11 protein-coding genes are annotated in these 13,129 nt (G+C 69.2%); 6 read left to right on the top strand and 5 right to left on the bottom strand.

The genetic code is table 11. From position 1 onward, the window contains the following. Positions 1-152: 152 nt before the first annotated feature. The 3 genes from ICN82_RS15600 to ICN82_RS15590 form a co-directional block, all read right to left on the bottom strand. A complete protein-coding gene (locus ICN82_RS15600) occupies positions 153-1,532 on the bottom strand; it encodes an aspartate aminotransferase family protein (RefSeq protein WP_193184473.1) in 1,380 nt (459 codons plus the stop codon). A gap of 146 nt (positions 1,533-1,678) precedes the next feature. Then, the gene (locus tag ICN82_RS15595) at positions 1,679-2,704 is read right to left on the bottom strand and encodes a histone deacetylase family protein (RefSeq protein ID WP_193184470.1); all 1,026 of its coding nucleotides are present in this window, start codon (positions 2,702-2,704) and stop codon (positions 1,679-1,681) included. A 5-nt stretch (positions 2,705-2,709) separates the two neighbouring features. After that, entirely contained in the window at positions 2,710-3,399 is a 690-nt protein-coding gene (locus ICN82_RS15590) for a GntR family transcriptional regulator (RefSeq protein ID WP_193184468.1), read from the bottom strand. A 120-nt stretch (positions 3,400-3,519) separates the two neighbouring features. Here ICN82_RS15590 and ICN82_RS15585 point away from each other — a divergent pair, with 120 nt between their 5' ends. The 6 genes from ICN82_RS15585 to ICN82_RS15560 all read left to right on the top strand — a co-directional run bounded on the left by ICN82_RS15585 (position 3,520) and on the right by ICN82_RS15560 (position 10,295). Next, entirely contained in the window at positions 3,520-4,287 is a 768-nt protein-coding gene (locus tag ICN82_RS15585; protein ID WP_193184466.1) for a class II aldolase/adducin family protein, read from the top strand. Between the two features lie 62 nt (positions 4,288-4,349). Next, complete coding sequence (locus ICN82_RS15580) at positions 4,350-5,897, top strand: ABC transporter substrate-binding protein (RefSeq protein ID WP_193184465.1); 1,548 nt, start codon at positions 4,350-4,352, stop codon at positions 5,895-5,897. A gap of 51 nt (positions 5,898-5,948) precedes the next feature. Further along, entirely contained in the window at positions 5,949-6,926 is a 978-nt protein-coding gene (locus tag ICN82_RS15575; RefSeq protein ID WP_193184463.1) for an ABC transporter permease, read from the top strand. Further along, a complete protein-coding gene (locus tag ICN82_RS15570) occupies positions 6,923-7,756 on the top strand; it encodes an ABC transporter permease (RefSeq protein WP_193184461.1) in 834 nt (277 codons plus the stop codon). Before ICN82_RS15575 ends, ICN82_RS15570 begins: the two co-directional genes overlap by 4 nt. Next, positions 7,753-9,393, top strand: a complete 1,641-nt coding sequence (locus ICN82_RS15565) for an ABC transporter ATP-binding protein (RefSeq protein WP_193184459.1) — start codon at positions 7,753-7,755, stop codon at positions 9,391-9,393. Before ICN82_RS15570 ends, ICN82_RS15565 begins: the two co-directional genes overlap by 4 nt. After that, positions 9,390-10,295, top strand: coding sequence for a 2-hydroxyacid dehydrogenase (locus ICN82_RS15560; RefSeq protein ID WP_193184457.1), 906 nt, complete (start codon positions 9,390-9,392; stop codon positions 10,293-10,295). The genes ICN82_RS15565 and ICN82_RS15560 overlap by 4 nt, the downstream gene beginning before the upstream one ends. A gap of 123 nt (positions 10,296-10,418) precedes the next feature. Here the strand turns inward: ICN82_RS15560 and ICN82_RS15555 are convergent, their stop codons facing one another. Together ICN82_RS15555 and ICN82_RS15550 are read right to left on the bottom strand one after the other, a co-directional pair. Continuing rightward, positions 10,419-11,366, bottom strand: coding sequence for a ChuX/HutX family heme-like substrate-binding protein (locus ICN82_RS15555; protein ID WP_193184455.1), 948 nt, complete (start codon positions 11,364-11,366; stop codon positions 10,419-10,421). Between the two features lie 14 nt (positions 11,367-11,380). Continuing rightward, entirely contained in the window at positions 11,381-13,126 is a 1,746-nt protein-coding gene (locus tag ICN82_RS15550; RefSeq protein WP_193184453.1) for a diflavin oxidoreductase, read from the bottom strand. Positions 13,127-13,129: the final 3 nt, after the last annotated feature.

Raw genomic sequence — 13,129 nt, 5'->3', positions numbered from 1 at the left:
GGCGCTGGCGCAGAGCGCGGCGCGGCCCATCGCGCTGTCGCCCGCGCTGCTGGTGGCGCTGGACCGGCAGCGCCGCGCGCAGTTCATCGCCCAGTGGCGGGCGGCCTTCGGACCCTGAGCCGGGCCGCCGCGCGGCCCGGCCCCGGGCGGGGTCAGAGCAGCCCTTCGGCCTTCGCCTCGGCGGCCACCTGGTCCAGGGCGGCGCCCAGCCGGGCGAAGATCTGGGCGATGTCCTCCTCGGTGACGATCAGCGGCGGGCAGAGCGCGACGGTGTCATAGACATTGCGGCAGATCAGCCCCGCCTCCTGCGCGGCCCTGGCCACCCGCGCGGCGAGGGCGCCGGATTTGCCGATGGGCTGTTTCGTGGCCTTGTCGGCCAGTTCCAGCCCGCCGATCAGCCCGGTGCCGCGCACCTCGCCGACCAGGGGATGATCCGCGAAGGCCCGCAGCCCGGCCTGGAAGGCCGGTTCCAGCCGCGCGGCATTGCCCATCAGGTCGCGTTCCTCGATGATCTTGAGGTTCTCCAGCCCGACCGCGCAGGCCACCGGATGGCCCGAGGCCGTGTAGCCATGGCCGAAGGTGCCCAGCCGTGCCGTGTGGTCGGCGATGGCGTCATAGACCTTGTCGTTCACCATGATCGCGGCCAGCGGCATGTAGGAGGAGGTCAGCTGTTTCGAGGTGACCATGATATCCGGGGTGAAGCCGTATTTCTGGCAGCCGAAGGGCGTGCCGAGCCGTCCGAAGCCGTTGATGACCTCGTCGGAGACCAGCAGGATGTCGTGTTTCGCGCAGATCGCGGCGACGCCCGGCCAGTAGCCTTCGGGCGGGGTGATGACGCCGCCCGCCCCCATGCAGGGTTCGCCGATGAAGGCGGCGATGGTTTCGGGCCCCTCGGCCAGGATCGTCTGTTCCAGCTCTTCCAGCAGCCGCGCGGTGAATTCGGCCTCGGTCTCGCCCTCGGCCCCGAACTTCCAGAAATGCGGGCAGGTCAGATGGGTGACGGGGATCGCGGGCAGGTCGAAATCCTTGTGGTTCGCCGGCAGGCCGGTGAGGCTTCCGGAGGCGATGGTGATCCCGTGATAGCCCTTGGTGCGGGCGAGGAACTTCTTCTTCTGCGGCCGCCCCAGCGCGTTGTTGAGGAACCAGACCATCTTGATGACGGTGTCGTTCGCCTCGGATCCGGAATTGGTGAAGAAGGCGCGGTTGAGCCCCTCGGGGGTGATCTCGGCCAGTTTCTCGGCCAGGCGGATCGCCGGTTCGTTGGCCTTGTGGGCGAAGGAATGGTAATAGGGCAGGGCGTCGAGCTGGGCGATGGCGGCGTCGCGCAGCCGCGGCTCGGAGAAGCCGACGGCCACGGACCACAGCCCGGCCAGCCCCTCGATGTATTCCTTGCCCTCGCTGTCATAGACCCGCACGCCGTCGCCGCGGGTGATGATCAGCGGGCCCTGCGCCTCATGGGCGCGGGCATTGGTATAGGGGTGGATCGAATGGGCGATGTCGGAGGCGTGCAGGGAATTCGGGATCTGGTTCATCGGAAGGCTCCTGGGAAAGGGCGCATGGGCGCTGCGGTCGGGGACCGGCGCAATCTGCCATCCTCAGATCAAGCAGATTGCCGGGATCGGGCATAGCGCCAGCCCGGCCGGGCGATCAGGCCAGCGGCGCGGGCGGGCAGGCGGGCTCAGCGGCCCAGAAGGCCGCGCATGACGTGTTCGAGCGACGTGGTCAGGTCGTCGGAGAGATAGCCGCCTTCCTGCACCAGCACCGTGGGAAGGCCCGCGGCGGCGATCCGGCGCCCGGCCTCGCGGAACCCGTCCCAGCTGATCTGCATCCCCTTGAGCGGGTCGTTCTCATGGGCATCCAGCCCCAGCGGCACGACCAGCGCCCCGGGGGCGAATTCCGCGATCCGCGCCAGGGCGCGGTTGATCGCGGCCAGCCAGTCGGCATCGGTGGTCGTGCGCGGCAGCGGGATGTTCAGGTTGTATCCCGCGCCCGCGCCTTCGCCGGTCTCATGCGCGTAGCCCACGAAGAACGGATAGTAGGTCGCGGGATCGGCATGGACGGAGACGGTCAGCACGTCGGCGCGGCCGTAGAACACCGCCTGGGTGCCATTGCCGTGATGGACGTCGATATCGAGCGTGGCGACGCGGTCATGCCGCGTCCGCAGCCGTTCGGCGGCGATGGCCGAGACATTCATCAGGCAGTGCCCGGCGGCGGTATCGGCGGTGGAATGGTGCCCCGGCGGGCGGGTCAGCGCATAGGCCATGCGCTCTCCGTCCAGCACCGCATCGGCGGCGGCGACGGCGCAATCGGCGGCGCGGCGCGTGGCGGTCCAGCTATTCGGGCCGATCGGCGCGGAGGTGTCGCCCATGTGCCAGCCCGCGCGGCCGACGATGCTGTCCTTGGGATAGGTGCTGGTCGCCTTCTGCGCGAAGACATTGGGCACCACCTCGGGGCCGGGATCCGGCAAGGCCTGCCATTCGTCCCAGGCATGTTCGAGGAAATCCAGGAATTCGGGCGTGTGCACCGCCTCCAGCGCGGCGCGGGGCGCCTCGGGCGGGCTTTGGGTGGCCAGCCCCAGCCGGTCCAGCCCGGCCAGCAGCAGCCGCGCCCGCTCCGCCTGTTCGGCATTGTGCAGCAGCCGGCCATGGGTGAGGCGGAACTGCGGATCATGGGCCTCGGTCTCGGGGGCGTAGAAACACTTCATGCGGGTCACTCTTCGAGGGAACGGAACTGCTGCGTGACGAGGCGGCGCGCCTCGCCGATATGGTATTCGATGGCGGCCTTCGCGGCGGTCTCGTCGCGCGCGCGGAGCGCCTCGAGGATCGGCACATGCGTGTCGGCGATCCAGCGCGGGTCGCCATAGAGCCGCCCGATCACCATCACGCACAGCTCCGTCTCCTTCGCCAGCTGGTCGAAGATCGCGGAAAAGCGCGGATTGCCGGAGGCCGCGATCATCCGGCGGTGGAACTCCATGTCCGCCTCCATCTGGGTCAGCATCTCGGCCTCGGGGGTGGAGACGGCACGCAGTTTCTCGATCTGCGCCGCCAGCGTGTCGATGGCGGCATCGGGCGCCCCGCGCACGACGCGCAGCGCGGCGGCGGTCTCGATCAAGATGCGCAATTCGTAGAGATCGTCGAGCTCGCGCGCCGAGATCTTGCGCACGAAGAAGCCGCGATTGGGCTGGTAGGCGACCAGCCCCGAGCTTTCCAGCAGCCGCGCCGCCTCGCGCACGGGCGCGCGGCTGACCCCCAGGTCGCGGGCGATCACCGATTCGGACAGCCGCGATCCGGGTTTCAGCCTACCGCGGATGATCGCCTCGCCCAGGAGGTTGGCCACGCGGTCCACCAGCCCGTCGCGGCCGAGCGGGGTGAACTGGGGGGAGGGGGCGGATTTTTCCATGGCGACGGCTTTCCGGGCAGGATCGGGACAAGGCTAACTGTATTGATGTCGACTGTCGACAATTTCTTGACACAGATCATGACGCGCGCTTTGCTCGGGGCAAGTCAGAGGAGAATGCCCATGCCCGACGGTCGCACCGATCCCGTTTCCGCCCTGCGCCGCGACCTGGCCGCCGCCTACCGGCTGATCGCGCTGATGGGGATGGATGACGGGATCTACACCCATATCTCCGCGCGCCTGCCCGAGGGGCCCGGCGGCGAGAGGCGGTTCCTGCTGAACCCCTACGGGCTGCGCTTCGACGAGGTGACGGCCGCAAACCTGGTGACGGTGGACGAGACCGGCGCGGTGATCGAGGACCCCCATGGCGCGGGGGTGAATGCCGCGGGCTTCACCATCCATTCGGCGGTGCACATGGCGCGCCATGACGCGGTCTGCGTGCTGCATACTCATACGGTGGCCGGGGTGGCGGTCAGTTCCGTCAAGGAGGGGCTTCTGTCCCTCAACCAGTGGTCGGCGCAGTTCCATGACCGCATCGCCTTCCACGATTACGAGGGGATCGCGCTGGACCTGGCCGAGCGCGCGCGCATCGTCGCCGACCTGGGCGACCGGCAGGTGATGCTCCTGCGCAATCACGGCACGCTGCTGCTGGGCCGGTCCGTGGCGGAGGCGGTGAAATACGCGATCAACCTGGAGCGGTCCTGCAAGGCGCAGGTCGCGGCGCTGTCCATGGGGCTGAGCCCGGTGCTGCTGCCCGATGACGTGGCCGAGCACACGGCGGGACAATATGCGCGGATGTATGACAAGATGGAGCAGGAAGGCGCGCCCGACCCGGAATGGGCGGCGATCCTGCGCCGGGTCGAGGCGGCCTGTCCGGGCTATGCCGACTGAACTGCCAAGCTGAACGACCCCGGACAAACCGGGGCGCTCTTCAACAGACGACAGGGAAATCCATGAAACATCTCAAGGCAACGACCTTTCTCATCGCCGCCGCCCTGGCGGGCCAGGCCATGGCCCAGGAGGCCGGCGGGCGCCTGGACATCGTGGTGCAGCCCGAGCCGCCGGGGCTGATGCTGGGCCTGGTGCAGAACGGGCCCACGCAGCTTGTGGCGGGCGACATCTACGAGGGGCTGCTGCGCTATACCACCGAGCTGGAGCCCGAGCCCGGCCTGGCGGAAAGCTGGGAGATCTCGGAAGACGGGCTGACCTACACCTTCCACCTGCACGAGGGCGTCACCTGGCATGACGGGGAGCCCTTCACCGCCGAGGATGTGGTGTTCTCGGCCGATGTCTTCCTGCGCGAGACCCATGCCCGCCTGCGCGCGTCGCTGGCCTATGTCGACACGATCGAGGCGGTGGACGACACCACGGTGGTGTTCACGCTGAAGGAACCCTTCGGCCCGTTCATCTCGGTCTTCGAGGTCGGCACGATGCCGATGGTGCCCAAGCATATCTACGAGGGCACCGATTTCGCCACCAACGAGATGAACGCCACGCCGATCGGCACCGGCCCGTTCAAGTTCGAGGCCTGGGAGAAGGGCAGCTTCATCCACCTGGTCAAGAACGAGGACTATTACATCGACGGGCTGCCCTATCTGGACGAGGTCTATTACCGGGTGATCCCCGATGCCGCCTCGCGCGCGGTGGCCTTCGAGACGGGCGAGGTCGACGTCCTGCCCGGCGGGTCGGTCGAGAACTGGGATGTCGCGCGGCTGACGGAAATGGACGGGGTCTGCTCCACCGGATCGGGCTGGGAATTCTTCGCGCCGCTGGCCTGGATGTGGCTGAACAACCGCGAGGGACCGACCGCGGATGTGCGGTTCCGCCAGGCGATCATGTACGCGATGGACCGCGAATTCGTCCGCGACGTGGTCTGGAACGGCTTCGGCAAGATCCCCACCGGCCCGGTCGCCTCGGTGACGAATTTCTACTCTGCCGACGTGCCGCAATACCCGCATGACCCCGACAAGGCGAAGGCCCTGTTGGAGGAGATGGGCTATGACGGGCAGACCGTGCGCCTCCTGCCGCTGCCTTACGGCGAGACCTGGCAACGCTGGGCCGAGGCGGTGCGCCAGAACCTGTCGGAGGTGGGCATCAATGTCGAGATCGATGCGGCCGATGTCGCGGGCTGGAACGAGAAGACGTCCCAGTGGGATTACGACATGGCCTTCACCTATCTCTACCAGTACGGGGATCCGGCGCTTGGCGTGTCGCGCAACTATACCGCCGACCGCATCCAGAAGGGCAGCCCCTGGAACAACGTGGAAGGCTACGAGAATCCCGAGCTCGACGCGAAATGGGCCGCGGCCGCGACCATGACCGACGCAGCCGAGCGCCAGGCCGCCTATGACGAGATCCAGAAGGAGATCGTCGAGGACGTGCCGGTCGCCTGGCTCTTGGAGCTGGAATTCCCCACCATCTACCGCTGCAACGTGCATGACCTGGTGACCACCGGCATCGGGATCAATGACGGCATCCGCAACGCCTGGATCGAACAGTAACCGCGACGGCCGGTCCCCGCGGGGGACCGGTCCCCAGACCGGAGGCCCCGCATGGCCGTCATCGCCCCCATCCTGGGGCGGCTGGTCAAGGCGCTTGTCACGCTCCTTGCCATTGCCGTTCTGAACTTCTTTCTCATCCATGCCGCGCCGGGCGATCCGGCGGTGGTGCTGGCCGGCGAGGCCGGGGCCGCGGATGAGCAGATGATCGCGCAGCTGCGCGAACGCTTCGGGCTGGACCAGCCCTTCCATGTCCAGCTGGGCAGCTATGTCTGGAACATCGTGCGGCTGGATTTCGGCTATTCCTTCCGCCAGGGGGCGCCGGTGCTGGACCTGATCCTGGACCGGCTGCCCGCGACGCTGATCCTGACGCTGACCGCCTTCTGCATCTCCCTGACGCTGGGCATCGCGCTTGGCGTGGCGGCCTCGGCGCGGGTGGGCAAGGCGTCCGACAGCCTGCTGACGACGCTGGCGCTGCTGTTCTATGCCACGCCGCTTTACTGGGCGGCGCTGATGGCGGTGCTGGTCTTCTCGGTCGAGCTGGGCTGGCTGCCGGGCTTCGGCTATGAAACCGTCGGCGCCGGCTATACCGGGCTGGCGCGCATCGGCGACGTGATCCGCCACCTGATCCTGCCCGCCTCGACGCTGGGGCTGTTCTTCATGGCGGTCTACATGCGGATGACGCGGGCCTCCATGCTGGAGGTCGCGCAGATGGATTTCGTCAAGACCGCCCGGGCCAAGGGCCTGTCGGGGCCGGTGATCCGCCGCCGCCACGTCCTGAGGAACGCGATCCTGCCGGTCGTCACGCTGGCGGGGCTTCAGGCCGGGCAGCTGGTCGGCGGCGCGGTGCTGACCGAGACGGTCTTTGCCTGGCCGGGCATCGGGCGGCTGATGTTCGAGAGCCTGGCCGCGCGCGACTACAACACCATCCTCGGCGTGTTCCTCGTCTCGGCGGCCATGGTCATCGCCTTCAACATCCTCACCGACCTCGTCTACCGGCTGGTCGATCCCCGCATCGGAGCCCGCGCATGATCCGGCGTTTCGCATCGAACAAGGGCGCGGTGATCGGCGTTCTCATCCTTCTGGCCGTGATCGCCCTGGCGGTGTCGGCGGACCTGCTGTTCCCGCGCGGGCCCTGGGCGATGGTGCAGCGGCCGTTCCTCGTGCCCTTCTCCACCGACGGCCTGCCGCTGGGCACCGACACGCTGGGCCGCGACGTGGCGGCGGGGCTGGTCCATGGCGCGCGGGTCTCGCTGCTGGTCGGGCTGGTCTCGACGCTGGTGGCGCTGATGATCGGCGTGCCCTTGGGCGCGGTCGCGGGATTCTATGGCGGCTGGGCGGACGAGGGCGCGATGCGCTTCACCGAGTTCTTCCAGACCATCCCCAATTTCGCGCTGGCCATCGTGCTGGTGGCGATCCTGGAACCGACGCTGGGATCGATCACGCTGGCCATCGCCATCGTCTCCTGGCCGCCGGTGGCGCGGCTGGTGCGCGCCGAGGTGATGGCGGTCAAGCGGCGCGACTATGTCGATGCCGCGCGCCTGGCCGGGCTGTCGAAATTCCGCATCCTCACCGGCGAGGTTCTGCCCAACACCGTCTCGCCGATCATCGTCATGGCCTCGCTGATGGTGGCCACGGCGATCCTGCTGGAATCCTCCCTGTCCTTTCTCGGGCTGGGCGATCCCAACGCGATGAGCTGGGGCTACATGATCGGGGCGGCGCGCACGGTGATCCGCTCCGCCTGGTGGCTGAGCTTCTTTCCCGGGGTGGCGATCCTCTTGACGGTCCTGGCGCTGAACCTGATCGGCGAGGGGCTGAGCGACGCGCTGAACCCGCATCTGAGCCGGAAGGGAACCGCATGAGACCCGTTCTGACGATCGAGGATCTGAGCATCGCCCTGCCCGCAGGGGCCGACCGGCCGCATGCGGTGTCGGGGATGTCCATGACCATCGGCGAGGGAGAGATCCTGTGCGTGGTCGGCGAATCCGGTTCCGGCAAGTCGATGACGGCCAATGCGCTGATGGGGCTGCTGCCGCCCGGCGTGACGGTGGCGGGCGGGCGCGCGGTCTTCGACGGGCGCGACGTGCTGGCCCTGCCGGAGACGCAGCGCCGGGCCCTGCGCGGGCGGCAGATCGCGATGATCTTCCAGGAGCCGATGACCGCGCTGAACCCGCTGATGCGCATCGGCGAACAGATCTCCGAGGTCTTCGCCGCCCACGGGATGTACGGGCCCACCGAACGCGAGCGCCGCACGCTGGCGCTGGTCACCGAGGTCGGGCTGCCCGATCCGGCCAAGATCATGCGCGCCTATCCCTTCCAGCTTTCGGGCGGGCAGCGGCAGCGCGCGATGATCGCCATGGCGCTGGCGCTGGAGCCGGAGCTGCTGATCGCCGACGAGCCCACGACGGCGCTGGATGTCACCACCCAGGCGCAGATCCTCGATCTGATCCTCGACCTGAGGCGCCGCCGGGGCATGGGGGTGATGTTCATCACCCATGATTTCGGCGTCGTGGCCGAGATCGCCGACAAGGTGATCGTCATGGAGAAGGGCATCGCGGTGGAGCAGGGGAGCGCGGCGGAGGTGCTCGACACGCCGCAGCATCCCTATACAAGCCGCCTGCTGGACGCGATCCCGACGGGCCGCCTGCCCGAGGCCCGCAGCCTGGAGCCCGCGCCGGTGCTGGAGCTGAAGGGGCTGCGCAAGGTCTATCGCACCGGCGGCGGGCTGTTCCGCCCCCCCCGCGAGGTGCGTGCCGTCGATGACGTGTCGCTGACGATCGGGCGCGGCGAGGTGCTGGGCCTGGTCGGCGAGAGCGGGTCGGGCAAGTCGACGCTGGGGCGCACGGTGGTGCGGCTGGTCACGCCCGATGCGGGCCAGGTGCTGGTCGGCGGCACCGACCTTGCGGCGCTCAGCGAGGAAGAGCTGCGCAAGAGCCGGGGCAAGGTGCAGATGGTCTTCCAGGACCCCTATGCCTCGCTGAACCCGCGCCACCGCATCCTGCGCGCGCTGACCGCCGGGCCCGTCGCCATGGGCAGACCCAGGGCGGCGGCCGAGGCGAAGGCGCGCGAGCTGCTGGAGATCGTCGGGCTGGGACCGGAGGCGGCGGAGCGGTTCCCGCATGAATTCTCCGGCGGGCAGCGCCAGAGAATCGGCATCGCCCGCGCGCTGGCGATGGAGCCCGAGCTGATCGTGGCCGACGAGGCGGTTTCGGCGCTGGACGTGTCGATCCAGGCGCAGGTGCTGGACCTGTTGCGCGACCTGCGGGCGCGGCTGGGCCTGTCGATCCTGTTCATCACCCATGACCTGCGCGTCGCGGCGCAGCTTTGCGACCGGATCGCGGTGATGCAGACGGGCAGGCTGGTGGAGATGGGGGCGGTGCATGACATCTTCCTCGCGCCGCGCGATCCCTATACGCGGGCCCTTCTGGCGGCCGTGCCGGGTGCGGATTGGGCGGCCGAGAACAGGATGGCGGGAAACGCGGAGGGGGCGCGGCCATGATCGGCGTGGTGGACAATCTGGGATTCGACATTCTCGCCCATCACGGCGCTGCGTTCCGCGAATGCGCGCCGGAGCTGGAGCTGCTGCGTCCCGGGGAGGTCACGGATCCCGCGGCGGTGGAGTTCGTGCTGACCTTCCGTCCGCCGGATGACTGTTTCGCCCGCTATCCGAACCTGCGCGCCGCCGTCTCGCCCGCTGCCGGGATGGACGGCATCCTGGCCTGCCCGTCGCTGCCGCCCGGCCTGCCGGTGCTGCGGGTGGAGGATCCCGACCAGGCGCGGCAGATGGCGGGATTCGCCGTCTTCCACGTGCTGTGGCATCACCGCCGCATCGACCTGCACCTGGAGGACCAGCGCGCCGAACGCTGGAACCGTCCCGCCCATGGACGCAGCCCGCAGAGCCGCCGCATCGGGATCATGGGCCATGGCAACATGGGCCGGGCGATCGCGCAGGCGCTGGCCGGGCTGGGCTATCCCGTCCGCGTGCTGGCGCGGCGCCCCGCGGAGGCGGCGCCGGGGGTGGAGATCATGCTCGACCGCGATGCCTTCCTGTCGGGCACGGACATCCTGATCAACGTGCTGCCGCTGACCGCCGAGACCCGCGGCGTGATCGATGCGGCCCTGCTGGCGCGGCTGCCGGAGGGGGCGGCGCTGATCCAGATCGGCCGCGGCGAGCAGCTGGTGGAGGCCGATCTCCTGGCGGCGCTGGATGGCGGGCGGCTGGCGGGGGCGTCGCTGGATGTCTTCGCGGTGGAGCCCCTGCCCGCGGGCCATCCCTTCTGGCGCCATCCCCGCGTGCTGGTGACGCCGCATACGGCCAGCGCGCCGGAATCGCGGAATGTGGCGCTTTGCGTCAGCCGCGGGTTGGCGGCGCTGCGCGACGGCATGGAAGCGACGGCCTGACCGGCCCCGACACCCTGTCCGCCCGGTCCCTGGCCGCGGCCATCCGCGAGGGTCGGCGGACGGCCGCGGCGGTCCGAGCCGACCCGGTGACGCGCGATCCATGCGGCAGGGCTTGCCGATCCCCTAGCATGGCGCGCGGGGCAGGCTGAGCAGGGCGTCGCGCCAGTCGCGCCCGCAGGAGAGCGGCAGCGCGCATAGCGCGGCGACGGCGCGGTGCTGGTCGTCATAGGCCTCGAGCTGCCAATGCAGCCGCGAGGCCGCCACCCAGACCGAGGCGACCCGGTTCATGTCCAGGGCAAAATCGCTTCGTGCCGCCTGGCACAGCACGATCCCGTCCATGCGCGCGACCCGCCGGAAGACCCCGGACTGCGCCTGAAGCACGCCGCCGCCGGGCACCATGCGGGTGACATTCGCGCCCCGCCGCCTGAGCGTCTCGAGAAAGCCCGGCAGCATGCGGGGGATGACCTGCCAGGCCCGCTCTGTCCCCAGGCAGGGCAGCATCCGGCGGCGGGACCGGCCCTGATCGCCCATCAGATCGTCGAGATGGCCGGCCGAGGTCGAGGCCTCCCAGGACTGGCGCGCGGCCCGCACCGCGCCGAGCGAGACGACATTGCCGGGCGCGGCCTCCGGGAGGGCGGGCAGATGCGCCGGTTCGGGCCGGAGCGAGGCCGCGACGCGGCTGTCATGTTCGGTGATGTACTGCACGCGGTGGTGGATCTGCCCGCCTGCATCGATGGCGACGACGGCGCCGGGTTGCCCCCGTTCGGGCGCGTGGCGCGCCAGCTGCAGCGGCGCGCCGGGGCAGAACCGCAGATTGACGCGCCGCGCATTGACGGTGAAGGAATGGTCCCGGGATTGCAGGCGCCCGTAGCCGCCCCGCCCGGAGATCACCGCGCCGTCATTGCGGGTGGTGATGAGCGCATCCTCGAACTGGGTGCCGAGCAGCGCCAGCGTCTCGATGTCATGGCCGAGCGTGGTGAGCGGCGTCTGCGGCGCAAGCTCGGACAGCGCGGCGGGCAGCGGCTGGCCCTTCGGGCAGACGCATTGCGCCTGCCAGCCCTGGATCATCATGGGGAGGTCCCCTTTCAGTAGACGTCCCGCACGTAGCGCTTGTCGCGCTTGAGGCGGTTGACGTAGTCGGTTGCCGCCTCGGGGGTCATGCCGCCCTGGGTTTCGATGATGGAATGAAGCGCCGCGTCCACGTCGCGCGCCATGCGGGTCGCGTCGCCGCAGACATAGAAATGCCCGCCCTCCTCGAGCATGGCGTAAAGGTCCCGGCCAGTCTCGGTCATCCGGTTCTGGACATAGATCTTCTCGGCCTGGTCGCGCGAGAAGGCCAGGTCGAGCCGGGTCAGCAGGCCGCTTGCGCTCATCGCGCTGATCTCGTCTTCGTAGATGAAATCGCTCTTGCGGTGCTGATCGCCGAAGAACAGCCAGTTGGCCCCCTTGGCCCCCCGCGCGCGGCGCTCTTCGAGGAAGGCGCGGAACGGCGCGATGCCGGTGCCGGGGCCGACCATGATCATCGGCACGGTGTCATCCACCGGCACGCGGAAGGCCTTGTTGGGCGACATGAAGATGCCCGCCTGCGCGCCCTCGGGGACGAAATCCGCGAGGAAGGTCGAGCAGACGCCCCGATGCGGGCGGCGGTTGAAGTTCCAGCGCACGGCGGCGACGGTCAGATGCACCTCGCCCTTATGCGCCTTCGGGCTGGAGCTGATGGAATAGGCGCGGTGCTGCAGCGGCTTGAGCCAGCTGACCAGCTCGGCGGGATCGAGCGGCAGGGTCGGGTTCAGCTCCAGCACGTCGAGCAGGTCGCGCCCCCAGAGCCAGGCGTCCAGCGCCTCCTTGTCGCCATTTTTGACCACGTGCAGGAATTCCTCGTCGCCCGAAAGCGGCGCCAGCGCCTTGATCAGGTCCTTGGACGGCGTGGCGATCTCGAAGCGCGAGGTCAGCAATTCGGAAAGCGGCGCGTCATGCCCGGCAATCGCCGTCTCGCCCGGAACGCCGAGCCGCGACAGGATCGCCTGCACGTAATCGGGGTTGTTCACCGGCATGACGCCAAGCGCATCCCCGGCCTCGTAGCTCATGCCGCTATCGCCCAGCGAAAAGGCGATATGGCGGATTTCCTTGGCGGACTCGGCGCCGGACAGGATGCGGTTATCGACCACCCGCGACCGGTACGGGGTCTTGCGCGACCAGCCGGATTTCGTCAGCTTCTCCGAGGGCGCGGGGGCCACGGGGGCGGTGGCGCTTTCGGCGGCGGGCAGGGTGGATTGCAGCCAGGCGGTCGCGACCTCCTCGTAATCCACGTCGCAATCGACCCGCTCGCCCAAGCGCTTTGCCCCCAGCTGTTCCAGCCGCATGTCGATCAGCTTGGCCGCCTGGCAGAAATCGTCATAGCTGGTATCGCCAAGGCCCAGGACGCCGTATTTCAGGCTTTCCAGCCGGGGGGCTTCGGGGGAGGACAGGGCCTCCCAGAAGAGGCCCGCATTGTCGGGCATCTCGCCCTCGCCATAGGTCGAGACGGCGATGATCACATGCTCCATCTGCGCCAGCTGCGCGGGGCTGATCGCGTCGAGCTCTTCGAGCCGGGGCGCGAAGCCGCGCGTGCGGGCGAGGGTCGCGGCCTCGTTGGCCACCTCTTCGGCATTGCCGGTCTGGGTGCCGAAGAGGATGTGCAGGGGCTTCGCCTGCACGGTCGCCTCGCCGACCGCCGCCGGGGCGGCCCCGCCCATCGCGGCGCGCGAATGCAGCCCCGCGAGAAACCCGCCGAGCCAGGCGCGCTGGTCGCCGGAAAACGGCGCGTCTTCGGGAATATAGGGTAGCTTCATCGT

Origin of the sequence: Mangrovicoccus algicola (assembly GCF_014903745.1) — a bacterium.
Taxonomy (GTDB): Bacteria; Pseudomonadota; Alphaproteobacteria; order Rhodobacterales; family Rhodobacteraceae; genus Mangrovicoccus; species Mangrovicoccus algicola.
This window is presented reverse-complemented; position numbering and strand designations above follow the sequence as displayed.